The organism is Cryobacterium sp. 10I1, from assembly GCF_035019805.1.
Classification (GTDB): Bacteria; Actinomycetota; Actinomycetes; order Actinomycetales; family Microbacteriaceae; genus Cryobacterium; species Cryobacterium glucosi.
Window position 1 is genome coordinate 66207 of record NZ_JASJVF010000001.1, and the last position, 23833, is coordinate 90039.

Annotated in this window: 24 protein-coding genes; 14 read left to right on the forward strand and 10 right to left on the reverse strand. The window is 63.7% G+C overall.

From position 1 onward, the window contains the following. The first annotated feature begins 1825 nt into the window (after positions 1-1825). The 10 genes from QN345_RS00295 to QN345_RS00340 all read left to right on the forward strand — a co-directional run bounded on the left by QN345_RS00295 (position 1826) and on the right by QN345_RS00340 (position 10423). A complete protein-coding gene (locus QN345_RS00295) occupies positions 1826-2719 on the forward strand; it encodes a hypothetical protein (protein ID WP_322140961.1) in 894 nt (297 codons plus the stop codon). 63 nt (positions 2720-2782) lie between these two features. Further along, positions 2783-2959: a hypothetical protein gene (locus QN345_RS00300; RefSeq protein WP_323508278.1), complete on the forward strand. Its 177-nt coding sequence runs from the start codon at positions 2783-2785 to the stop codon at positions 2957-2959. A gap of 699 nt (positions 2960-3658) precedes the next feature. Beyond that, complete coding sequence (locus QN345_RS00305) at positions 3659-4000, forward strand: hypothetical protein (RefSeq protein ID WP_322135195.1); 342 nt, start codon at positions 3659-3661, stop codon at positions 3998-4000. Between the two features lie 686 nt (positions 4001-4686). Continuing rightward, positions 4687-4947 (forward strand): hypothetical protein, encoded by a 261-nt coding sequence (locus QN345_RS00310; protein WP_134450068.1) that lies wholly within the window; start codon positions 4687-4689, stop codon positions 4945-4947. Positions 4948-5044: 97 nt separating this feature from the next. After that, on the forward strand, positions 5045-5623 hold the full coding sequence (locus QN345_RS00315; protein WP_322135198.1) for a uracil-DNA glycosylase family protein: 579 nt from the start codon (positions 5045-5047) through the stop codon (positions 5621-5623). An 864-nt stretch (positions 5624-6487) separates the two neighbouring features. Then, on the forward strand, positions 6488-7534 hold the full coding sequence (locus QN345_RS00320) for a nuclease-related domain-containing protein (RefSeq protein WP_323508279.1): 1047 nt from the start codon (positions 6488-6490) through the stop codon (positions 7532-7534). A gap of 71 nt (positions 7535-7605) precedes the next feature. Continuing rightward, complete coding sequence (locus QN345_RS00325) at positions 7606-7947, forward strand: hypothetical protein (RefSeq protein WP_134564464.1); 342 nt, start codon at positions 7606-7608, stop codon at positions 7945-7947. A 73-nt stretch (positions 7948-8020) separates the two neighbouring features. Next, complete coding sequence (locus QN345_RS00330; protein WP_134561588.1) at positions 8021-8494, forward strand: DUF1990 family protein; 474 nt, start codon at positions 8021-8023, stop codon at positions 8492-8494. 166 nt (positions 8495-8660) lie between these two features. Next, complete coding sequence (locus tag QN345_RS00335; protein ID WP_134445781.1) at positions 8661-9824, forward strand: globin domain-containing protein; 1164 nt, start codon at positions 8661-8663, stop codon at positions 9822-9824. Positions 9825-9859: 35 nt separating this feature from the next. Continuing rightward, a complete protein-coding gene (locus tag QN345_RS00340) occupies positions 9860-10423 on the forward strand; it encodes a GrpB family protein (RefSeq protein ID WP_322135200.1) in 564 nt (187 codons plus the stop codon). An 80-nt stretch (positions 10424-10503) separates the two neighbouring features. On the opposite strand, the gene QN345_RS00345 is transcribed toward QN345_RS00340, so the two are convergent. The 6 genes from QN345_RS00345 to QN345_RS00370 all read right to left on the reverse strand — a co-directional run bounded on the left by QN345_RS00345 (position 10504) and on the right by QN345_RS00370 (position 15305). Beyond that, positions 10504-10905: a DUF6855 family protein gene (locus QN345_RS00345; RefSeq protein WP_134445779.1), complete on the reverse strand. Its 402-nt coding sequence runs from the start codon at positions 10903-10905 to the stop codon at positions 10504-10506. Positions 10906-10949: 44 nt separating this feature from the next. Next, positions 10950-11834, reverse strand: coding sequence for a fructose bisphosphate aldolase (locus tag QN345_RS00350; RefSeq protein WP_369125150.1), 885 nt, complete (start codon positions 11832-11834; stop codon positions 10950-10952). 371 nt (positions 11835-12205) lie between these two features. After that, on the reverse strand, positions 12206-12607 hold the full coding sequence (locus QN345_RS00355) for a cupin domain-containing protein (protein ID WP_134445778.1): 402 nt from the start codon (positions 12605-12607) through the stop codon (positions 12206-12208). Between the two features lie 8 nt (positions 12608-12615). After that, positions 12616-12948, reverse strand: coding sequence for a carboxymuconolactone decarboxylase family protein (locus QN345_RS00360; RefSeq protein ID WP_322135202.1), 333 nt, complete (start codon positions 12946-12948; stop codon positions 12616-12618). Positions 12949-13001: 53 nt separating this feature from the next. Next, positions 13002-14042, reverse strand: coding sequence for a zinc-binding dehydrogenase (locus QN345_RS00365; protein WP_134558825.1), 1041 nt, complete (start codon positions 14040-14042; stop codon positions 13002-13004). A gap of 63 nt (positions 14043-14105) precedes the next feature. After that, positions 14106-15305, reverse strand: coding sequence for an MFS transporter (locus tag QN345_RS00370; RefSeq protein ID WP_322135203.1), 1200 nt, complete (start codon positions 15303-15305; stop codon positions 14106-14108). 194 nt (positions 15306-15499) lie between these two features. Here QN345_RS00370 and QN345_RS00375 point away from each other — a divergent pair, with 194 nt between their 5' ends. Next, on the forward strand, positions 15500-16375 hold the full coding sequence (locus tag QN345_RS00375; RefSeq protein WP_322135204.1) for a helix-turn-helix transcriptional regulator: 876 nt from the start codon (positions 15500-15502) through the stop codon (positions 16373-16375). Positions 16376-16444: 69 nt separating this feature from the next. Here the strand turns inward: QN345_RS00375 and QN345_RS00380 are convergent, their stop codons facing one another. Further along, positions 16445-17353 carry an SDR family oxidoreductase gene (locus QN345_RS00380; RefSeq protein WP_322135205.1) on the reverse strand — a complete coding sequence of 303 codons (909 nt, stop codon included), beginning with the start codon at positions 17351-17353 and terminating at the stop codon, positions 16445-16447. A gap of 131 nt (positions 17354-17484) precedes the next feature. Between QN345_RS00380 and QN345_RS00385 the strand changes: the two genes are divergently transcribed. From QN345_RS00385 to QN345_RS00395, 3 genes are all read left to right on the forward strand, one after another. Beyond that, positions 17485-18057, forward strand: coding sequence for a TetR family transcriptional regulator (locus QN345_RS00385; RefSeq protein ID WP_134445773.1), 573 nt, complete (start codon positions 17485-17487; stop codon positions 18055-18057). Between the two features lie 26 nt (positions 18058-18083). Beyond that, the gene (locus tag QN345_RS00390) at positions 18084-18686 is read left to right on the forward strand and encodes an SOUL family heme-binding protein (protein WP_134445772.1); all 603 of its coding nucleotides are present in this window, start codon (positions 18084-18086) and stop codon (positions 18684-18686) included. Between the two features lie 181 nt (positions 18687-18867). Further along, the gene (locus QN345_RS00395; RefSeq protein WP_134558821.1) at positions 18868-19386 is read left to right on the forward strand and encodes a hypothetical protein; all 519 of its coding nucleotides are present in this window, start codon (positions 18868-18870) and stop codon (positions 19384-19386) included. A gap of 53 nt (positions 19387-19439) precedes the next feature. On the opposite strand, the gene QN345_RS00400 is transcribed toward QN345_RS00395, so the two are convergent. The 3 genes from QN345_RS00400 to QN345_RS00410 all read right to left on the reverse strand — a co-directional run bounded on the left by QN345_RS00400 (position 19440) and on the right by QN345_RS00410 (position 23737). Next, entirely contained in the window at positions 19440-21674 is a 2235-nt protein-coding gene (locus QN345_RS00400) for an MMPL family transporter (RefSeq protein ID WP_322140959.1), read from the reverse strand. A gap of 183 nt (positions 21675-21857) precedes the next feature. Next, on the reverse strand, positions 21858-22505 hold the full coding sequence (locus QN345_RS00405) for a response regulator transcription factor (RefSeq protein WP_241975321.1): 648 nt from the start codon (positions 22503-22505) through the stop codon (positions 21858-21860). Between the two features lie 8 nt (positions 22506-22513). Beyond that, the gene (locus tag QN345_RS00410) at positions 22514-23737 is read right to left on the reverse strand and encodes a sensor histidine kinase (protein ID WP_134445787.1); all 1224 of its coding nucleotides are present in this window, start codon (positions 23735-23737) and stop codon (positions 22514-22516) included. Positions 23738-23833: the final 96 nt, after the last annotated feature.

The following is a 23833-nucleotide window of genomic DNA, read 5'->3' on the forward strand; positions in this document are numbered from 1 at the left end:
GTCGCGTATGACTACGGCACGGGTGGACTCTGGGGATACTTGTGGGCGCGATCACGTGAGGAGATTGTCGAACGCTACCCGGAACTTATGATCGTTCAGACGACTCCGCCGTGGATGACCGCCAACAGAAGCGAACGGCTTGAAGAGCGGTCAACATACGATATCGACCAACCCCCCGAGGGGATGATGCTTGCCGTAGTCGACGATCGGTCTCATTCGTAGTTCTGTCAAGGCATTGGGTAGTCTCTACCCCGGCGCCTCGCTTGAAGACGGTCGCCGTCAGAATTCCGATGAACTACAGCTGCGATCTGAGAGAGCAGCTTGTTCACCAGACCTAGCCGGGGCATGACCACGCGCTTGAAGAAGAGCTGCGGCCAATTCACTCTTCGGATATAGGAGCATGGCCATGGCGTTTCGAAAGATGTCACCCACTTCTGTCCGAGACGATTCAGGTTCATCTCTGGAGTTGCTCGGTCGAACCGGGTTGCAGGTGGCTGTTTATGATCAGATCTACACGATCGACTCGGAGATGCTCGTGTCGCCGATGACTATCGGGGTGTATCGGAACTCGATATCACCGGCATCCGACGCATCAGCCGGGGTCTTTGGGATTGCGTGTGCTGCGCTGCAGTGGTTCGGGTTCGCTGTCGAGACGATCTAAGTGCCCTTCCGCAGTATGCTATGACGCTCGCCTCAAGTTGCGACACGATGGAATCCATATTCGGCCGGGACTGACGGCGGTTGGTTGACTTGACATACCCCATAGCTTGGTCACCATCAGCGGTCAGCGGTCAGCGGTCAGCGGTCAGCGGACCAAGCCGACGCCGATCCTCGGGCAGGTCGAGCCGCTCCTAAATCTTGGAGTGGTTGCTGCGGTCAGTGGGGTTGTCATGGGGCATCCACCGGATTGTCCGGCCATCCACTCAAGCGGACAGATGTGACCGCAGTCTTTGATCGAGTAACCGCTATGTGTGTACTTCTGTGTGCACCTGGACGAATTCGGGATTCTTATATCCTGATCAAATGACTATTTCTGTCGAAAGTCAAGCTACTTTCGGTTGTGTCCTAAGGAAACGGTTGGGGGTTCGAATCCCTCCAGGGGCACACTATTCCTCACCAGAACACGCCTAATCGGCATTTTCGGTCAGTTCTGTAGCCGATATCCGCCATTTCTTCTGCTGCCCATGTGTACACCGCTGTGTATACCAAAAAGCCCCGCGCCACGTAGCCCTGGCGAGTCCTCTGCCCGTTGATGCTTATTGCACAACGGATCGTGCGCAAACGCTACCTGCGTTCACTGCGCTGAACTGCCGGCCTTCCAGCGATATGCGCGGTGACGGCGATGGTTTCAACTAATGTCGGTGTGAAATCGCGGATACCCTCTCAGGGTGCCTTTTGACACGTTCGCTTGGCCAACGAGTGGATTCGCCGCGGGCCTGTAGCGCTGACCCATCGTTGAAGGGCTCGGGCGTCTTCGGCGCGGTGATCGATGTCAGCCTCGATGAAATCCGCTAGCGCCGTCATCTGATGCCTCAGCTCGGGTTTGGAAGCCTGATGCACGCGCTCCCAAGGGTTGGGACGCTGGTTGATGTGCATTGTGCCACCGTTGGTAGTCCGCCGTTGGCTCCTTCAGTAGTCGGGGCAGACATTCTGAAATTCCTGATCGTGACCATATCGGGTGGCGCTTAGACATTCAAGTCGGCATATCCGCCGACTTGCTGGCGCGGCGGTTGTGCGGTTCCATTGAACAGAAGTGATTCACGTTTTGGGGTGACGCGTGCTCGCGTCAGGTAGGCGTGGACACATGTAGATGGGGGAACCAGAGATGAAATTCAAGAACATTCTCGCCAGCGCTGTTATCGGCGCAGTCATTGTCGGGGGGATCTCGGCGGCACCCGCGTCAGCGGCCCCGAACTCAGATGCCGTGACCGACGCCCTGAATAGTCTCGGACTACTGTCAAATACCCTCGGCTCGGGTGCTGCGCGTGCCACGGTAGCGGACCCCGGTACAACCGTTCTGACTGCCGAGCGTCTCCAGGTGCGATCGAAGACGGGCACGGTTGAAATCGCCCCGGTTTCGACCTTGTCAGGTGCACTATCCGCGGACTCGAAGGTAACAATTCTCGCTGGGCCTGATTCTTCGTATGCCCTTACGAGTCAGTCAGGAGGAGCACAAGCCAATGCTGGCTACATCGTCCTCCACAACAAGAACGCCCCAACGGACTACCGATTCCAGATCACTGCGAACGACAAGCCAGCAGTACTCTCCGAAATCGACGGCCGGATTCTGGTTTCGGATCAAAACGGAATTGCTGTGAACGTGATCGGCTCGGCATGGGCGAAGGACGCTCAAGGCAGCCCCGTCGAAACGTCGTACACGATCGATGGAAACACGCTCATCCAATCTGTCGCGCCATCCAGTTCCACGGCTTTTCCTGTCGTCGCTGATCCGAGAGTGCAGTGTGACTTCGTTTGGTGCACGCTTGAATTCACTAAGACCGAAACGCAAACGGCCAGTGAGACCGCCGTCGGGGCGGGCGCCGTGCTGTGCGGTGGCGCCGCCCTTCTCAACCCCATTATCGGCTTCGCATGCGGTGTGTATAGCGCTGCTTTCTGGGTCGCCGCAGTACAGGCCAAGAACACGGGACAGTGCGTGGGATTCCGGATGCTAGCCATTGGTGGCTCCGCCCATCCCGTGATCATCAACTGCTATGCATAGGAGGCAATAGTGAAAGACAGTGAAACACTGGGACGCCAAGCGCGGCGAGTCATCAGGACACCCGTGTACGCGGCAATTGGCATCGTCATCGGGGTCCTATCCGTAGTCGCACTTGTTCTCTACTGGATCGCACCCAGCCCGGCTCTGATGCCGATCGTCTCGACGGTGGTCCCCGTGGCTGTGATTGCCTACCTCGCCGTTGTCTTCACCATCGCGGCGAGAACGAAGGAAGAGCACTAATCGGCTTTGTCGTATGTGCTTGGACCGTCGGGGCTACTGCTGCGCGCGAGGCGTGCGTTGTCGATCAGTCTGTATGTGTACACCGCTGTGTACACCAGGACCACATCGCTACTTATTATCCCTGATCAAAACTGTAATCTTGGCGAAAAAGATAGCATTTTCGGTTGTGTCCTAAGGAAACGGTTGGGGGTTCGAATCCCTCCAGGGGCACACTTTTTCACGCCGAACCGGGCCTTATCGGCGTTTCCGGTGACTTGGACCGTTGGTATCCGCCGTTTCTGTCCAGGTCGATGCGTGTACCTACGTGTGTACCCAAAAGGAAATGGTTTGGGCCGGGTCGACAGCCTTGCACCGCAGTGAGTCTGCGCACTTCTGGGCAATGCCCGCGGGGGCTGCAATGATCAAACCCATGGGGAAGACGAAGAGCGCGATGCAACGATCCCTCTCTAACTCGGCCGTACTGAATTCTGGGCGTGTTGCGTGGCCGCGTGTCGAGATGAGTTCGAATAACAAAGTCAACGAGTTGGCAGCCGGCAGGACGCTTGACCACGGAATCGACGACGCCCGGTCAGTTCGCGAAATCTAATGCCGATATCGTCCAGAATGGATCGCGGTCACCCCCAGCGTTTGCTCCTGTGCTTCGTTGTAACGTTCGCAGGATTGGTGCTTTCCGGGTGCACCGCATTCGATGAGCCCACGATGTCCTTGCCCCCTGACGGATCGGCAAGAGAGCTTCGTCAGCAGGTGATCGCGGCCATTGACGCCGGGGACCAGCAGGCGCTCGAGGATCTCTTCGCGTCTGCACCGTCGGCATACACTGCCGAGAGTGCGGGTGTCGTTTTCGAACAGTGTTCCAAGATCTCTCCGGTTGGACGAGAAATGAGCAGTGACTCCGATATCTCCCCGAAGCTGATGACAGTTGATTTGGTGGGCAAGGCGAAGCAGGGCTCGACGCTGGGGCAGTCGTGCTCATTCAACTTGTTCTGGTCGGGTGCGGGCCCGTGGGAGCTCGGAATTGGCAGCCCTCCTTCAAACGCGTGACGTACGCCGCTCTAGATGCCGGGCAGTCGGCGTCACGCATGAGTGTCATGCTTGCATGGAATGGGAGTTCGCGTGCTAGCGTCTGGCCTGTGCTGCCGCCCGAGGAACACCGACCAAGGTCCCGTTGGCCGTTGTGGACGACCGTCCTCGGGCTTGTAGTTCTTTTCGCAGCCGGAATCGTCATCGCCCTTGATGGTGTAGTCCGTCTGCCCGGCCCGATTGTCGAGGTCGCGCTGCTCGTCGCATTGGTTGCCGCAGTGATGGTGGCCGGCGCCACTTGGGCAGAATCGAGACGTCGCGGTATCGGGTGGGTGCGCAGTCTTGGCCGATCTCTGCGGGCGCTTGGCCGCTTCGTTTTCGACTTCTTCTAGAAGCCGTTCGCATCTGCCGCAGCAGGACCGTGGCTACGCAGATTCTCTACGCTGATTGACCCCTGGCACGTTGACGTCGCGAATCCTCCGGGGCAGGTATCCGCATTGACCTCGACACGGGCGCGATCGTGATCCACCCTGAGAAAGAAGACGTCTACGTTGAGATCGCCGAGCTCAGGGGATTCCACGACGAAGCGTGGACGGTCTGGCGCCCCGGCGAGGACAGCTTCAAGGACTTGGCCTGACCGCAACAGCTCCGGGAAGGGGCCCCAAGAGACTCGCCACCTCGGAATGTAATCAAACTAGATTTGAAGGGTGAACTGGATAATCGTTGCAGGTGTCATCACCGTGATCACTGTTGTAGCCATTGTCGGGCAGCGCAAGGGGTGGGTCGACTTCTCCTGGAATCAGAGGCGTCGAGGCGGATCGATGACAATCGCCGATGAGGCATTCAATCCGACACGTTACGAAGCGCAGGTAGAGATGGACCGCCAGTCGATCTTGCCCGCGCCGGCCCCCTTGCCCGGCGACGATGACAAGGGCGCTTACCGGGGAACTATTCGCATCAAAATTTGACGATTTCACGATCTCGGCGCCGCACTTTCACAACTGCTACTGTCTGCAGAATGCTGCAACCGTTCTCGAGCTTGGCGAGTCGGCTCAGGAGGGACACGTGACCCTCGACGAGATCCGGCAGGCCATTGACACCGATCCCTCGAACGCTGCCTGGGCGAAGCGAGGCGTGGGGGCCCTGTTCGTCGCGGACCCTGCCGCTCGGATTGTGATCATCGGTCAGGCGCCCGGACAGAAGGCGGAAGCCTCCGGAATCCCCTGGGACGACGCGAGCGGCGCGAAGCTGATGCTGTGGCTGGGTGTGACGGAGGATCAATTCCGAGATCCCGCGCTGTTCGCGATCCTCCCGATGGACTTCTACTACCCGGGCAAAGGAACCAGCGGCGACTTGCCGCCACGAAAAGACTTTGCACCGCGGTGGCATCCGCTCATCGTCGGCCAGCTGTCTGGGATTCGTTTGACATTGCTCGTCGGCAAGTACGCGCAGGACCAGTATCTCGTCGGCCGTGGCAAGCGCAACCTCACCGAGACTGTCCGAGCGTTCCGAGAGTACCTGCCCGATGTGTTTCCCGTGGTGCACCCGTCACCGCTCAACTTCCGGTGGCAAGCGCGCAATCCCTGGTTCGAGACTGACCTAGTGCCCGCGCTGAGGACCTCCGTCGCTGACGCGATCGAGTAAGCGCCCAGCGTGTCATCGACAGAGTCCCCGCTGTTCGGGGTCTGCATCGGGAGTATCAACGTCAGGCTTGGTGCCAGATTCCGACTATCTGCCGGGTGTATCGGTGGCGAGTCAGCTCGGTGACGAGGAAACCGCTGATGCTGAGGTAGCGGGTCAGGTCGACTTGGGTTCATCAAGACGTGCCGACGGACTCCGTGCTGCGCCAGCCATCTCCACGATCGACTCCGCAGCAGGGTCGGTCCGAACGCGCGAACCGCAACCGTGCCATCATGGACGCGACCGGGTCAGTAACCGTCGCGTCAAACGTGGGACTAATGCCCTCTCGGCACTTCTCCTGCGGTAGCGGCGTGAGGCTTGCGGCGTGAGGAGAGGCATGGATGCCCAGCAGGGTGCCCTTCGCGGGCGCGTGGCGGTCGTCACGGGTTCCACTCGCGGCCTTGGTTTCCCTGTGGCCCGGTTGCTGGGCCAACAGGGTGCAACCGTCGGACGCTGCCGAGTTTCGCAGCCTGACGAAGGTGGCCCTGGTGACCCGCGGCGTTCATAGCGTACTGACCGGACGACTACGCCGCCGCAATCGCATGCCCCTGGACGTCCGCGTCCTGGATGCGAACGGCCAAGAACGAACGATCGGGCCCGATGCAATCACGCGATGAGTCTGCGGTCAACCGCATCGCATCCTGACGGAAGGGTAGACGGTCCTGGCGTAAACATGGCTGCTCGGCCCCGCATTGGGGCAAGCGGCTGCTCGTCGCATGCGGGTAGCGTCAGGCCTCGGGGGTACGGGTGCCAATGTCTGACGATGTGGGTGGGCGCGTTGACTTTGCGGGCATTCAGGCGCTGTCCTCGCGCGGAGCTGGCTATTCGGTGGCGGCGAAATGCCTGCAGGTCCAGGCTGACGCTGAGGCTCTCGATCCTTCCCTGCGGTCCTCCGACGGAGTGACGCTTCACGCGGATGCCCGGTCCTGGTACGTGGGCGCTCTCGGCGAGATCGAGGTCGGCTTGCTTCTTGCTGCGCTAGGTCCGAAGTGGTTTGTGCGGCATGCGGTGCCGATCGGTGCCGGCACCAAGGATGTGGATCACCTCGTCATCGGGCCAGGGGGAGTGTTCGCGATCAACACGAAACACCACGCCGGCGCATCCATTTGGGTGGGCGACTTCGTGCTTCGAGTCAACAACGTCAACACCCGCCATGTGAAGCAGGCGCAGAGTGACGCGATGGATGTGGGCCGACGGTTGACGACAAAAGTCGGGTTCCCCGTGCCGGTCATTTCCGTCTTGGCCATTCTCGGTGCGAGGTCGATCAATGACAAGCGCACCCCCGCCGCGGGCCTGGTCGCTGTTGTGGATGCGAAGAACCTTGTCTCCTGGCTCGTGGCCCGGCCTCAGCAATTGAGCGACAGCGAATTGGCCTTGATCGAGTTCGCAGCCGAAGAGCCGGAAACCTGGCACGTGGACCCGCGCGCGGCCGACACCCTGCGGGTGATGCCACGATTCGAGCGACTCGTTCTTCAGGTCGGGACGCTCAGCGTTGCCGCTCAGGTCCCCTCCCAAGCCAAGACCGCGGCGACTCGAACAACCACTCGACCCACGACCGGTGCTCCCAACCGCGCTCTGAATCGCACTCCCGCCCGCAGTCGCGCGACTCCGCCCCGCTCCCCGGCACGACGTAAGCGTCGAGAGCGTGTGACACTGGGTGACCTCGTCAAGCTGTGGCTCGCCTGCGGACTCATCATCACAGCGATGTCGGTGCTCCAAGGCATCGCGAACCAGCCGTGCACTTCACCGGCCGGTTGCGTGCTGCCGTCGCTGCTCATGGCGTTCGCGCCGCTCCTGAATCTTGGAGTGGTGGCCGCGCTCGGTGCGGCTCTGGTCGGCACAGTTCTCTGGGCAATCCGCCGGCTCACGCAATAGATGAACGCGATGAGTGCCACCCGGCCACAACGGCTGGATTGATGTAACGCTGCGCCTACCCGGAGCGTCTATTGAGTCTGGAGTCCAACGGAATGCATAACCGCTCGCCCAAGGACGACGTCCTCGTCGGAGGGTTGGACGACTGGGCATACGCGGCGTGGGTCTATGGCAGCACGCGGTTGAGCGGTCTGGAGGATCCTGGTCTGAGACGCACGCTGACGGTGCCGCTTCTGGCGAAAGCCCAAGCGCGGATGCTGGCCGAAGGCGTCACGGATGCTGCTCTGCCCGCTGCCGAGCTACCCGATGATCTCCGTCCCCATCTCCCCTTCAACGACGCACAAATCCGCGACGCGCTGCCCGATTCGGACGGCTTCGGCTGGCGCGATCTGCGACTGGGTGGCTCTCTTCAATGACGCCCCGGACAAATGCAGCTGACCTACGCGGCTTCGGTCGAGAATGCTCTCGACGCAGCGAACGAGGTGACGCATGACCAGTCCGGAACGTGGTGAATGGCCGGCGAGCGACCGTGGGTACCGGCGCTCCGAAGTGTCGGCGCTCGTGGGGCATGGTGACGCCATCTGGGAGCGCGCCACCAGGGACGTCCTCCGGTGGCGGGTGAAAACAGCGAGCGGGTTTGCGGTCGACTCGACCGGACCGGTGTCACAGGGGGACCATGTCATCGTCACCGCACGTGTGCTCACTGTGACCGTTGTCGAGCCCGTGGAGGTCGTTGAGGTCGTCAAGGAGTCCGACCGGGTCGGCTTTGCATACCGAACCCTGCCTGGGCACCCGGTCAGTGGTGAAGAGGCGTTCATCGTGCACCGACGTGGCGACGAGGTGCGTCTCACCGTGCGCTCGCTCACGCGACCTGCGCCACAGCAGCCTTGGCGAGCCCTCTACCCACTATTGCTCATCGCCCAGCGGATCGCGCGTAGACGCTACCTGCGGTCACTTCGCTGAGCTACTGGCGCGGGCTGGTTCTGAGCATGAGCCGGGTTTCCTCTCTGGCCGGAGTCGTCCTTTGAGGCGCTTCACTGCGCTCGGAACGTCCTGCACGTCGCAGAATCCGCGTGTACGAAATTAAAATGATAGTTTTGATTTAAATACCTAAATGTTTGGAGTCAACATGCTCTCTGCCCAGTCTCTGCCCCTGATCGAAGCGACGTTGCCCCTCGTAGGCGAGCGCATGCCCGAAATCGCCAGGAATTTCTACGGCCGCATGCTCACCGCCCACCCCGAGCTCTTCGACGGCCTGTTCAGCCGCTCGAATCAGAAGAACGGCTCCCAGCAGCAGGCACTCGCCGGCAGCATCGCAGTGTTCGCGACGCACCTGGTTCAGAATCCCGAGACCACTCCCGAGGCCATGCTCTCCCGCATCGCGCACAAGCACGTCTCCCTCGACATCCGGCCCGAGCAGTACGACATTGTCTACAAATACCTCTTCGAAGCCATCGCCGACGAGCTCAGCGACGTCATCACAACGGAGATCGCCGGTGCCTGGACCGAGGTCTACTGGCTGATGGCCCACGCCCTGATCAAGATGGAGAGCGGACTTTACTCCGGCCTCGCAAGCGACAAGCCCCTCGCGCCCTGGGTCGTCGTGAAGAAGGAAACGGCCGGTACCGACGCCGTCACGTTCACCCTCGAACCGGCCGATGACACCCCGGTCTCGCCCGCATTGCCCGGCCAGTACGTGAGCGTCACCGTGCGGATGCCCGACGGCATCCATCAGGTGCGGCAATACTCCTTGTCAGCCGGCACGGCCACGACCCGCGTCTTCACCACCAAGCTAGATGCGAACGGCGAGGTCTCCCCAGCCCTGCACCGCGACGTGCAGGTCGGCGACACGCTGATCCTCTCTGTGCCCTGCGGGGACATCACCCTGGACCGCGGCGACGGCCCGCTCGTCCTGGCCTCGGCTGGTATCGGCTGCACGCCAAGCGCGTCCATCCTGCGCTCGCTGGTGGACGGTGCCTCGAAGCGCGAAGTGCTCGTCCTGCACGCCGAAAGCAACCTGGAACGCTGGGCGCTGCGCGACCAGATGAGCGAGGACATCGCCCTGCTCGAGGCCGCCGAGCTGGAGCTGTGGCTGGAAATCCCGAGCGCCGGTCACCACGAGGGTTTCATGTCTCTCGAGAATGTGACCATTCCCGACAACGCCTCGGTCTACCTGTGCGGGCCGCTCCCGTTTATGCGCAGCCTGCGCTCGCAGGCGCTGGCTGCAGGGGTCCCTGCCAATCGCATCCACTACGAGATCTTCGGACCCGACCTCTGGCTCGCGGGCGTCTGAGCGCTACCGGGCAAAACCGATGCGAGGATGATCGCATGACCAAGGACTTCGTATCGCGTCGACCAGACGTTGTAGCGGTCGAGCTTGTCGGCGGATCTGAGAAGCGCGAGCTGGAACTCGTTGCCTATGACGACAGCTGGCCCGTTATCTTCCTTGCCCACCAGAATCGTCTGCGGAAGGCGCTCGGAACGACGGAAGTCGAGGTTGAACACATCGGATCGACCTCGGTACCCGGGCTGGCGGCCAAGCCGATTATCGACATCCTGGTCACGGTCGGCGATATCACGGTGGAGGAGGACTATCTCGGACCTCTCTTATCCGTGGGATACGAGTTGCGCGTTCGTGAGCCCGGCCATCGCCTGGTGCGAACCTCGGCACGCGATGTGCACATCCACATCCTGCAAAGAGGCGATTCGGCTATCGATAGGTACCTCCTCTTCCGCAACCGTCTTCGTGCGGATGCTGACGACCGGTCCCTATATGAAGCGACCAAGAGCGCGTTGTTGGGTGAGGGTTTCGACGACATGAATGCATACGCCGAAGCCAAGACCGACGTCATCGCGGCGATCATTGCGCGTGCACTTGCGTCCGGAACCTAGCCTCACCAGAATGTCGCAGGGAAGCTGCCGTCCTGTGGATCCGACGGCCCGTTGTCATACGGGACCGCAGGGAGGGACTTCTAGCGTGCGCGCATGCTGTTGTTGCGGGGGTCGTGGGTGAGTTCGGCGAGTCCGAGCGCTTCGAGCAACGGCGGAAGATACATGCCGAATCGCCCGCGGTATCCGTTCCGGAGCCCGTACCAGCCGCCGAGCGGGTTGGACTCGGACCGGCCCCACGCCTCGACACTCCCCTCAGCCGGGACTTTCTTCTCGTCCGCGGCACCCAGCGGTACCCAATCACCATGCTCCGTGAGCCAGGTGTGCAGGTCCTCAACGGCTCGGGCGTCGTAGCTGAGCTTTGTTGATCCGACCTGGCAGACCAGGCTCGGTGGTGTGCTCGACTCGTCGCGGTACATCGTGTACTGGCTCGTACCCGGCGGGGTGGACAGAATCCACGGTTCGTCTTTGCTTCCAGTGGTCATGAGCTACGTATATCACGCACCCCGCAGCTTGGGAATGCCGGGGGTCAGGTCGTGGACGCCGTGTAGATCCGCTCGATGGAGGTGGCCAGCATTGCGTTGAAGGCTGCGTCCGATTGCTGGACGGTAAGGCCCTCGAGCAGCGCCCGGCTGAAACTGGCGCTCAAACCGTGGTTCTCGGCCAGCAATCGGCAGGCCTCACTTTGGCTGTAGCCACCGGAGAGTGCTACCACCCGCAATACCAGCGGATGCTCGATCAGGTCGGTGTAGAAGTCGGGTACCGTCGGGATCGACAGCTTGACGATCACAGGCTGGTCGGTGGGGAGCCGGTCGAGGGCCGCCAACACGTCGGCTTTGAGCAGGTTTTCGGCTTCGGCCTTGTCAGGGGCATGTATGTCGACTTCGGGTTCCAAGATCGGCACCAGGCCATGGGAAAGAACCTGCGCGGCGACGGCAAACTGTTGGTCGACGATCGCCTGGATTCCGGCGGGGTTGGCTGACTTGATCACGGAACGCATCTTCGTGCCGAACATCGTGCGTTCAACGGCACGGGTGAGGAGGGGTTCCAGCTTGGTGAGGGGCCTCATCAACTGGACGCCGTCCTCCTCAGCGGCCAGGCCCTGATCGACCTTGACGATTGGCACGATACCTCGGGCGGTGAGGTACTCACCCGTCAACTGGCCGTCAATGGTGCGGTCCATGGTCTGCTCGAAGAGGATCGTCGCGAGGATGCGGTCGGAGGTGAAGCTTGCGGCCGTCATTACACGGGCACGCATCTGATGCATCAGGTCGAACATCTGCTCATCGCTGCCGTACGAGGCCGGGTCGATGCCATAGAGCTTCAGAGCGCCACTCGTGCTGCCGCCGCTTTGGTCAAGTGCTGCGACGAAGCCGACTCCGGTGTTCATCCTTGCTGCTTGTTCGGTATTCAAAGTCCCTCCAAAAAGGTCGTGGACTCGAGTCCAGTTTAGCGAGCGGTGATCGTCGCCCGAGCGGTTCACCGCGCCGATTTCCGGCTGTCGGCCCAGGCCTCGTGCCGGCACCGGGTGATTCTCGAAGCTGAGCCAGCGTCATCGGATGGACTGACTCGATTGGTGCCCGGGGACGTTACCTGCGTGGTGCCTTGGGCTATGCCACCGGCGCCCGCACCAGCTTCGCCAAGGCGGCCGGTCTGGTGCAGAACTCACGAACCCGGCCGCACCCACTTCCGTCGCACCGGAACCCCACGTGGCGGCTGCGGCTCCCCGAATGCCCGGCGTCGCAGCGTCAGGAACTCGCGCACGGAATTGTCGGCAGACGGCCTTTAGCTGCCGTTGTACTCGTCATCGGTGATGTGCTCAAGCCAGGTGGTGGTTTTGGCCGGGTCGTCGCCCGACTGAACCATGGCGATGTGCTCCATGAAGACGCCGGGGGCTGCCGCGTGCCAGTGCTGTTCGCCTGGCGGGGTGTAGAGCGTCTGGCCGGGGTGGACCTCGATGATCGAGCCGTCTCGCGCTCCGAAACGGGCGACGCCCTGCGTGACGCGGACGTACTGGCCCAGTTCGTGGGAGTGCCAGGCGGTGCGGGCTCCTGGAGCGAACCGCACCGTCACGACGACCATGCGCTGGTCGGCCTCGTGGGGCAGTGCGATCGGGTCGAGCCAGACTTCACCGGCGAACTGGGCGGCCGGGTTGAGCGTGGTCGGTACTGCAGGTTCGATGATCATGATGTTCCTTACTCGTCCTTGGAGAAATACTGCTTGGCGACGCCCATTGCGGCCATGCCCCGGGGCCAGCCGGCGTAGAGCGTGACGTGCGTGATGGCTTCGATGAGTTCGATCTGGGTTACGCCGTTCTTGACGGCGTGATCGAGGTGGAAGGTCAACTGGTCGGTGTTCCCGCCGGCCGTGAGTACGGCCACGGTGATCAGGCTGCGGTCGCGGGCGGAGAGTTCGGGGCGGTTCCAGACGTCGGCGAAGAGGACGTCGTCGGTGAGTTCGGCGAGTTTCGGAGCGAAGTCGCCGAACAGGTTCCGGCCTCCTCCGACCTGCGTGCGTTGGCTGGTCATGGTGTTCCTTTCAGGGGTGGTCGATGGTGCGGGGAGCGGCAGGAGTGTGTCGTTCAGAAGGCGATCATGACCTTGAGGGCTTCGCGGTCGTCCATGGCACGGTACGCCTCGGGGACGGCGTCGAGGGTGACGGTACGGTCGAAGACCCTTCCGGGGTTGACGGTGCCGTCGAGGATCGCCGGCATCAGCCGTTCGATGTAGGCCCGCACAGGAGCCGGGCCGCCGGTCAGGGTGATATTGGCGCCGAAGAGGCTGCCGAACCCGATCGGTGCGTCCTCATACTGGGGAACGCCGACGCGGCTGATGACTCCGCCGGGCCGGACGATGCGGTAGGCCTGTTCGTAGGCGGGCAGATGCCCGACCGCTTCGAGCACCTTCCGGACGCCGTGACCGCCGGTGAGTTCGCGGACCTTGTTGATGCCTTCGTCGCCGCGTTCTGCGACGACGTCGGTTGCGCCGAATTCCCGCCCGAGGTCGGTGCGCGCCTGGTGGCGCCCCATCAGGATGATGCGCTCGGCGCCGAGCTGCTTGGCTGAGAGGACCGCCATCAGGCCGACCGCTCCGTCACCGATGACCGCGACAGTGTCTCCGGCGGTGACACCGGCGCGGCTGGCTGCGTGCCACCCGGTGCCGTAGACGTCGGACAGGGTCAGCAGCGAGGTGAGCAGCGGGGACTTCTCGTCGATGCCGGGGACTTTCACGAGGGTCCCATCGGCGAAGGGGACCCGGATGCCTTCGGCCTGGGCGCCGCCTATGCCGGGCATGTCCCAGAATCCGCCGTGGATGCAGGAGGTGTAGAGGCCTTCGCGGCAGAATTCGCACGTTCCGTCGGAGAAGGCGAACGGAGAGATGACAAGGTCGCCGGGCGCGAGGGTGCGGACGTCGGATCCGACTTCCTCGACGACGCCGATGAATTCGTGCCCCATGGACACCCCACCCGGGGTGCTCGGCATGCTGTGGAACGGGTGCAGGTCGGAACCGCACACGCAGGCCCGAACGATTCGGACGACGGCGTCGGTGGTGTCGTGCACGACGGGGTCGGGGGCGTCGACGAGACGAACGTCGCCAGCACCGAACATGTATATCGCTTTCATTGCTATCTCCAGATGTGTTGCTGTCGATTGGTCGAATGGTTGAGAAATTGTGGGAAATGGTTGCTAGAGGCGGACGGGGAAAGCGGTGCGACGTCCGTAGACGGTGAGCAGGAGCGCGGTGAGGCCGAACACGATCATCACGACGGTGAGGACGAGGCCGTCGAAGACTGTCAGTAGGGCGGCGCCGAGAATGCCGGCGGTGAAGATGGCGAGGTTGAACGCCACCGGCAGGAACGAGTTGGCGATATCCGAGTCGTTGCCTCCCGTTGTGGTGAGAGCGGCTTGGACCTGGGCGGATACCCCGCCGAACGCGATTCCCCACAGAACAGTCGCGACGACGATCGCCGCGGTCGAGGTGTGCCCGATGAGGAGGACAACACCGGCCATGATGAACAGCGCCGCGCTGCCGTGCAGCAGCGGTCTCGGATAGCGGTCCAGCAGCGCCCCGGTGATGACGATGCCGCCGATCGAGGCGACTCCGAAGATGAAAAGCTGAACGTCGACGGTGAGGCTGCTGCTGGTCGCCCTGAGGTACGGGGAGAGATAGGTGTAGATCGTGTTGTGCGCCAACATCCAGGTGAAGATGACGGACAGAATGATGGCGATGCCGGGGATTCGGAACACCCGGACCAAGGGCAGTCGTGAGCTTCCCGGCTGTCCGTGGACGTCGGGGGCGATCGCGGCGATGAGCGCACCGGCGATGATGGCCACTGCGGTGAGGCCGCCAAATGCCCACCTCCAGTCGAATGTCGTTCCAAGCCAGGATCCGAGGGGTGTACCGAGGGCGAATCCGACCGGTGCCCCGCCGGAGACGATCGCCAGGGACAGCCCTGCGCGGGACGGCGGGCTGATCTTTCGACCGTAGGCCGCGAGCATCCCCCAGATGATTCCCGAGAATGCCCCCGCAGCGAACCGTGACAGCAGGGACAGAGCCACGTCGCTGGAGAGTGCGGTGACGCTGTTCGCGAGGATGAGACCGAGGATCGTTCCGAGGAGCAGGGGCTTTCGGCGCATTCCCCGGGTCAGGGTGATGGCCGGGATCGTGATGATGACCGTGCCGAGGGCGTATGCGCTCACAAACAGCCCGACGGTGCCTTCGCTGGTCCCCATGCCGGCGGCGATGACCGGAAGCAGGCCGGCCGGCATGGTCTCCATCGCCACGAGAACGAAGCCGATGACCGCCAAGGCAACCAGGGTTGCCAGAGGCAAACGCTTCATCGTCTCGACAGCGGCCGGTGGTGGCACCGTGATGGTCGTGTTCAAGATTCTCCTCACCGCCGACTGTTGCATGCGTTACTGCCCACGGGTGCGCAACGGTCCAAACCGGGCCCGCCGTGAACAGCCGGTTGTTGCATATGCCTCAGTCAACGCGCTGTGCACCCCGGGAGGGAGTCTCTGTCGAGGGGTGTACCAGCAGGGCACCCCGCGCCCAGTGCCGGAGACGTAGTCTCGTCGACATGGACAATCACTCCGAGGTACGCGAATTCCTCATGTCCCGCCGCGCGAAAATTGCTCCGGAACAGGTGGGCCTTCCCGCCGGAGCAAACCGGCGGGTGGCGGGGCTCCGTCGCACCGAGGTGGCAACGCTCGCCGGCGTCAGTGTCGAGTACTACGCCAAGCTCGAACGTGGCGCGATCGGAGGGGCGTCCTCCTCCGTTCTCGACGCCCTTGCCCGCGCACTCAACCTCGACGACACGGAACGGACCCACCTCTTCGACCTCGCCCGCGCAGCAGACGGCGTCCCATTGTCCGGACGTCCGCGCAGGCGCGCCACAAAGAACGCCGTGAGCAGGCCCAGTCTTCACTGGGTACTCAGCACGATCACCGACGGCGTGGCATTCGTGCGCGACCAGCACCAGGATCTTCTCGCCACAAACGAACTCGGACGTGCCTTCTACTCGCCACTGATCGGCGACGGTGGGCGCACACCGAACCTGGCCCGGTTCCAATTCCTCGACCCCGCATCACGCGACTTCTATCCGGACTGGGATCTCTTCGCCGGAATGTGCGTCGCAATCATGCGTGCCGAAGCAGGGCGCGACCCCAACGACAAAGGCCTCCAGGACCTCGTCGGCGAACTATCCACCCGCAGCGACACATTCCGCCAGCTCTGGGGGGCCCACGACGTCCGCACCCACGGCTCCGGCACAAAACGCTTCAATCACCCCGTCGTCGGCGAGCTCACTCTTGCCTATGAAGAGCTCATCATCACCGCCGACCCAGGATTCGTTCTTATGATCTACACCGCGGAACCCGGCTCACCCAGCGCAGAGCGTCTGCGACTCCTGGCCAGCTGGGCAGCCCCGCGAATCGAAGCGGCCGAACCCCGGTAAGGGCTTCGCTTCAGTGAGGCGATGTTGCCTGCTGTTCATTCACCGATCAGGTGCCGACGAACGAAGGGACTACTGGGCGGGACGCCTCGACCCGTAGAAGCCGGACTTGATATCGTCGACAAGGCCGGGGTGCGTCGGTGTCCAGCCGAGCAGGTCCTGCGTCCTGGCGCTCGAGGTGGGAACGTCCAGGCCGAAGAACATGCCGATCCAGCCGAAGTGCGCGGCGGCATCTTCCGGGGGAATCGACACCAGTGGGATGCCTCGAGCGTCGCCGATTGCGGCGGCAATCTCGAGCGACGAGATGCCCTCTTCGCCGACGGCGTGCACGCGGGATCCGGCAGGCGCCTTCGCGAGTGCGAGTGCCACCATCCTCGCTGCATCCAGACGATTCACGGCAGGCCAGCGGCTGGAACCGTCACCGACATAGCCGGAGACACCCTTTTCGCCGGCGATCCCTGAGATCACCTGCATGAATCCGTGGTCGCCCTCACCGTGGACTGTCGGGGAGAAACGGAGGGCGACGGAGCGGATTCCGCGGTCGGCATAGGAAAGCGCGAGCGCCTCTGCGCCCCCGCGCGGCGCCTCAGGCCCGCTGAACGGAACCGCGTCGTCCTCGCTTGCGAGCCTGCCAGGCGCGAGCCCCGCAACACCAGACGCGAACAGGAACGGGCGATCCGAGCCGGCGAGGGTGTCCCCGAACATCTCGATGGTGGCTCGCTCGGTCGCGCCGGCACCCGCCATGTCGGAAAAGTCGTGCTTGTATGCCAGATGGATGACGCCATCCGCTGCTGCCGCCGCCTCGCGCATGCTGTCGAGATCGTCGAGATTCCCGCGATGGGGAGTGACGCCGGCGGCCTGCAGTTTCGCGAACGACTCGTCGTTTCGCGCCAGGCCGACGACCTCGTGTCCGGCAGCGATGATTTCCTGGGATACGGCAGAGCCGATCCAGCCGGAAGCGCCGGTGATGAAAATACGCATGAGTGACTTCTCCTTCGAGACGCGCGCCCGGTCGGTTGCCAGGCATCGGCTACTGATGTCAGTTGCTGACGTCAGAGTAGTACGTAATGTCAGCGACCGACATCAACTCGAAAGATCGTAGACTGCCTCTCATGGGACGCTGGCTACCGGATGCGCACGGTCGGCTCGCGCGCGCCGCACTGGAGCTCTACTCGGAGCGCGGCTTCGAGCAGACGACGGCCCTTGAGATCGCGGAACGAGCGGGTGTTACCGAGCGCACGTTCTTCCGTTACTTCGCCGACAAACGGGAGGTGCTCTTCCAGGGATCCCAGGAACTCCAGCGCATCATCCTCGCGACCATTGCCGAGACGCCCGAAGATGTGCGACCGGTCGACGTGGTCATTGCGGCCATGAACAAGGTCGGCGGACTGGTCTTCGACCGTGCACACTCCATTCGGCGGGCCGCGATCATCTCGGCCAATCCCGCACTCCAGGAGCGCGAACTGCTGAAATTTTCGACCCTGAGCGCATCCGTCGCGGGGGCGCTGCGCGAGCGCGGGGTTGCGGAGCCGTCGGCGACCCTTGCCGCCGAGACGGGTGTGACCGTGTTCAAGATCGGCTTCGAGAGATGGATCACGGGTACGCCTTCCGAGGACTGGGCTGAGTGCATCCGTGACACCGTCTGCCAGCTTCGTGAGGTCACACCCAGCATCATCGTTGGCTAGACCTGAACGCGGAGTAGCTTGAGAGCATGACCGAACAACAGCCCTATGCGGTCGTGGGCAATAACGATGGTTTCGAGTTGCGTCGCTACCCGGAGCATCTCGTCGCCGAGGTCATCACGACAGGGCCATTCGAAGATGCCGGCAATCGTGCATTCCGATACCTGTTCGCCTATATCAGCGGCGAGAATTCCGTTCGTCAGAAGGTCGCGATGACCGCGCCTGTCGTGCAGGCCGAGGCGTCGACGAAGATCGCGATGACCGCTCCTGTCGTTCAGGAGGCCGTCGGCGGAAAGCCAGGTGATCCTGGCGAGAAGGGGGCGTTCCGCGTTGCCTTCGTGCTCCCCACGGGCCTCACGATCGAGACGGCTCCACAACCGACCAGCCCGCAGGTGCGGCTGAGGAGCATTCCGGGGAGTCTCACCGCTGCGGTGAGGTATCGCGGCCGGTGGGACGAGGCCGGGTATGCGCGCCATCTGGAGTTGCTCCGGGGTGCGATAGCCGCCTCTGGATTCACGGCGTGGGGAGAGCCCCGTTTCGCCCGTTTCGATCCACCGTTCATGCCCTCGTTCCTGCGTCGTAACGAGGTCCTGCTCGATATCGTGCCCACCGAGGCAGAGACTCGGCCGTAACCTCGTCAGCCAGGTCGAGGGCGCCCTGGCCGACTTGACGCACAGGCGCTGATGGGAATCGAAGAGCCGCAGCCGGAACGCCGGCCCATCCCTGCTAACCCCTGACGGGATCTCTGCCAACCCCTTAGCCGACAACCGCTTCCGGTGCTTTACTGACATGAGTATTTCTCAGAGGAGGCGCATGATGGAAGCTCCAACGTACCTGGGTACCGATATCGCAGGGCTGATGCACGCCGCGCGCGCGGAAGCGCGACGCATTGTGGAAGCCAACAAGGGCGACATGATCAGTGATCACAAAGCCATCCTGGATCGGCTGGAAGCCGCAGAGCTGATCACCGATGACGAGGTGCAGACGCTCCTTGGGCTCTACAAGCTCGGGTTCGAGGCCGGAGAGGGGAAGGCGGACCCCCAACGCGCCTTCTTCGAGTCGCGGGAGATCTACGGCAAGCTGGCGGCTGGCGGCAAGGCCAGCCCCGTCGCGCTGGTGGTGGCGTCGGCCGCCGTCGGGTCGTTCGAGATCTCAGTGAGTCCCGAAGGATCGACGACGGTCTCGATCGCCCGGGTGAGCTACGGCTCGAGCCTCGCGGGGATTGGAGCCGGCATCGGATCACTCCTCGGGGGTCCTGCCGGAGGGGTGCTCGGTGGCGCGATCGGCGGCCTGCTGGGCGGAATAGTGGACGACAAGAAGGGCAAGAAATAATTCGTGCCTCCGGGCGGGCCAGTGCATGATGCATGCACCGGCCCCACCAATGGCTACTCGGTCACGAGTACGGCTTCCCGCTTGTCGGGCTGGGAATCGGGGCGCTCGTCGAGTGCATGGCCTTCCATGTCAAGATTCGGGAGGAGGCGATCGAGCCACTTCGGCAGCCACCACGCGGCCTTGCCGAGCAGGGACATCAGTGCGGGCATCAGGATGAGGCGCACGATGAAGGCGTCAGCCATCACTCCGACCACGAGCCCGAAGGCGATGGATGCGGCGATCGGGAAGGTGCTCGTCGCAAAGCCCGCGAAGACGACGGTCATGATGGTTGCCGCAGCCACCAGGACCGGGCCCGAACGGGAGAAGCCTTCGATGATCGCCTGCTTCGGCGACATTCCCGTGTTGTGCATCTCCTGGATCCGGGACACCAGGAAGACCTGGTAATCCATGGCGAGCCCGAAGAGCACGCCGACGAGCAGGATCGGCAGGATGCTCATCATCGGGTCGCCCTGGGGCGCCGGGATCAGGGGATCGAGCCAGCCCCACTGGAAGACGGCGACGCTCGCGCCGAAGGAGGCGCCGACGGAGAGCAGGTAGCCGAGGGTGGCGATGAGCGGGATGAGCAGCGACCGGAACATGACGATCAAGAGCACCAGGGAGATGACGACGATGACAATGAGATACCGGATCAGCGCGTCCTGGAGGGCCTGGTCCTGGTCGATGCCGATCGCGGTCTCTCCGGTCACCTCGAGGTGGACTCCGGGCACAGAGTCGGCGTCAGTGCGGATCTGCTGGACGAGGTCCTTCGTCTGCTGATCGATGGGGCCTTTTGCGGGGATCACGGTCAGGAGTGCGACGTGTCCGTCGGCGCTGATCGGGCCGGGAACGGCCATCTGGACACCGGGAAGGCTGGCGAGTGCGTCCTGGACGGATGCGGTCTGGGCGGTGATATCGCCGTCGGCTTCGGCGAGCACGACGAGCGGGCTTTGCACCCCGCCGAATTCGTCGATGATGAGGTTGTACGCGGTCCGCTGCGTCGAGGTCGGGTCGGCGCCGCCGGGGATGCTGAATGCGGTCTTCATGCTGAGGATGGGGGCGGCGACAATGACAAGCACGACAACGCCGGCGAGCAGCGACCGGACCGGATGGGCGACGACGAACGTCCCCCAGCGCCGGAGGAACCCCTTCCGAGTGGGGGACTGCGCGTCCGTCGAACCATCGGATGGCGTCCCGAAGGCGTTCGAGCGGCGGGTGCGTTCCTTCTTCGGCAGAACCCGGCGTCCGAGGGTGCGCATCAGGACCGGGAGGAGGGTCAAGGCCATCAGCACGGAGACGAGGATGGCGAAGGCGGCGGCGATGCCCATCTCCGTGATGAACCTGATGTTCGCGACGAGGAGGCCGACCAGGGCGATGATGACGGTGAGGCCGGCGAACACCACAGAGCCTCCGGCGGTTCCCGTTGCCCGGGCGACGGAGTCTTCGACGTTCCTGCCGCTACGGAGCTCGGCGCGGAACCGGGTCAGGATGAACAGGCTGTAGTCGATCCCGACGGCGAGGCCGAGCATGGGCGCGAGGATGATGGTCGTGTCGCCGATCGGGGTCAGCGCCCCATAGGCGAGAACGCCCACGAGGCCGACGCCGACGCCGAAGACGGCGATCAGGAGGTTCACCCCGGCCGCGAGGAGCGACCCGAAGGTGAGGATCAGGACGAGGAAGGCGACGATCACTCCGACGCCCTCACCGATGCCCGCGGGCGGGGCGCCGAGCGGGACCAGGTTTCCGCCGACCTCGACCCGGAGGCCGTCAGGGGCATCCGCTTGCACGCTGAGGGCTGCCTCGTAGGAGGCTTTCTGCTGGTCGGCGGATAGGTCGCCGAAGCTGAGCGTCGCAACGGCGGTGCTCCCGTCCTGGGAGATGTACGGCTTCTGCGCGTCGAAAGGGTCGCTGACGGACGCGATGTCCGGGATGGTCGCGGCATCGGCCAGGACGCCGGCGATCTGAGCGGTGGCGGCGGCACCCGTGACGGCGGCCCCCGTGTCGGACTGGAAGACGAGCTGCAATGAGGAGGGCGTGCTGGTGCCCAGGTCGGGGAATTCCTGGCTCATCCGCTCCAGCGCCTGGGAGGACTGCGTGCTCGGAATCGACGTGGAGGCCGTTCCGGGGGAGCCCTGGCCGCTCGCAACGACCAGGGTGCCGATGAGGCCGACGAAGATCAGCAGCCAGGCGCCGACCACCACCAGTCTGTGCCGGGCGCTGAAGCGCCCGATGAGGGAAAGAAACGTGGCCATGATGCTCCTAGGACTCGCGAAGAGAGGCGTCCGGGCATTCGCGGTCGGCCGGTTGGGCCAGGCGGATGCTGCCGTGCGGCAGGGACATTTCCTATCGTTCCCGCGGGGCGGCTCGGCCACCTCGTCCAGGCGAATCGGCCGGTCTACTGCGTGCGCAGTAGACCGGGTGTGGGAGTGAGCCGGCTACGCGGAGAGCCCGGCGCGGTAGGCGAAGGTGACGAGCTGGGCGCGGTCACGGGCGCCGAGCTTCATCATCGCCCGGTTGGCGTGGGTCTTGACCGTGTATGGCGAGACGAACATGTCGGATGCGATCTGGGCGTTGTCGCGCCCCGTTGCGATGGCGATGACGACGTCTCGTTCGCGGGGTGTGAGCACGGAGAAGCGATCGACCATGGCCGCGTCGACAGCCGGGCGGTGTTCCTCGGCGACGTGGTGGATGAGCGCCGCGGTCGCGGCGGCGGACAAAGCGCCGCCACCGGAGGCGACGTCGACGATCCCGGCCACAAGTTCGGTCGGTCCGATGCCCTTGCTGAGAAAGCCGTTCGCGCCGGCCCGGAGTGCTGCGAAGACGTTCTCGTCGTTTTCGAACGTGGTCAGGATGATGATGCGCAGTTCTTCGGGCGGAAAGTCGAGGCGCAGGCGCCGGGTGGCTTCGACGCCATCGATTCCGGGCATGCGGATGTCCATCAGAACCACGTCGACGGACAGCCCGACGATCTGCTGGAGCGCTTCGAAACCGTCGGCGGCATCCGCCACGACGTCGATGTCCGGCTCCGGGGCGAGGATGGCGCGCAGCCCGACCCGGATCATCTCCTGGTCGTCCACGATCATGACCCGGATCATCGGATCCTGCCTCCGTCGACCCGGAGGGTCGCGGTGACGTGGAAGAGGTCATCACGGTCCTCGACCACGAGTTTGCCGCCGGCCGATGCGGCGCGTTCCCGCATTCCGACGAGACCGTAACCGCGGCGCGGGGCCAGGTCTGCCCCCGTCCGTGTCCGCGCAGGGGAGGCGATCTTCGCGGTGCGCACGGTCTTCGGATTGGAGACCGTGATCGTGAGGACGGCGCCGGACAGGGTCGTACTCAGCGTGACCGGTCCCGAACCGTGGCGCTGGGAATTCGTCAAGGCCTCCTGCACAATCCGGAATGCAGCGGTGCTCACTTCGGGATCGAGCGCGGCGGGTGCCTGGGTGAGGTCGGCCCGGACATCGACCCCGGCGTTCCGGCAGGATTCGATGAGATCGGGTATCCCGGAGAAGTCCGGCGCCGGCCGCAAGCCGACGCCGGAGTCGCGGCCCTCGGTGGTGTCGGAGCGCAGCACGTGCAGAATGCGCTGGGTCTCGAGCAGGACGGATTGGACACTCGTGCGCGCCGAGTGCAGGGATTCGCGGGCGACGGCGGCGTCGCTCGGCAGGTTCACTTCGGCGACGCCCAGGTGAATTCCGAGGACGGCCACCTCGTGCCCGATCACGTCGTGCAGGTCGCGGGCGATCCGGAGGCGTTCCTCGGTGACGCGGCCATTCGCCTCGGTGTCCCGCGCGGCGAGAGCGTCGAGCGTGCGCTGTTCCAGCTCGTTTCGATAGCGGTCGTGGCTGCGCACCGCGCTTCCCGCGGCGGCGGCCATGAAGCCGAACGCGAATGCGGTGAAGGCGGTCGGGCTGCCGAAACCGATTCCGTTGTACATCACGGCGGCGAAATACAGGGTCGGTCCCACGAGCAGGCCGACCCATACGCCCGGAAGTGCGCGCAGGGTGACGGAGAAGGCGGTGAACACGGCAATGTTCCAGGTGATCAGCGGATCCCAGGCGACCGTGGCCGCGAGCAGCGGCGTGAGGGTGACGATCACGATGCCGGTCCAGGGATACCGTCGGGAGACGAGGACGCCGAGGAGAGAGACGGTCAGGGGCAGATATCCGAAGAGGCTCGTGCCGTTGGCCAGGGGGACACTGAATTCGGTCGCCGCGGCAACGAGTGTGACCGCGACCGCGGCCAGGTCGAGTGTTCGCGGATTGCGGTACCAGCGGGGTCGATAGGCGGCGAGTTCTCTGGGGGAGGCCGACATCGTCACCTGTCGATCCTCCCACTCGAGGACGCGCGACGGCCGGTGTGGATCTACTGCGAACCTGTCTCTTATACACATCTGACGCTGCCGACGAAT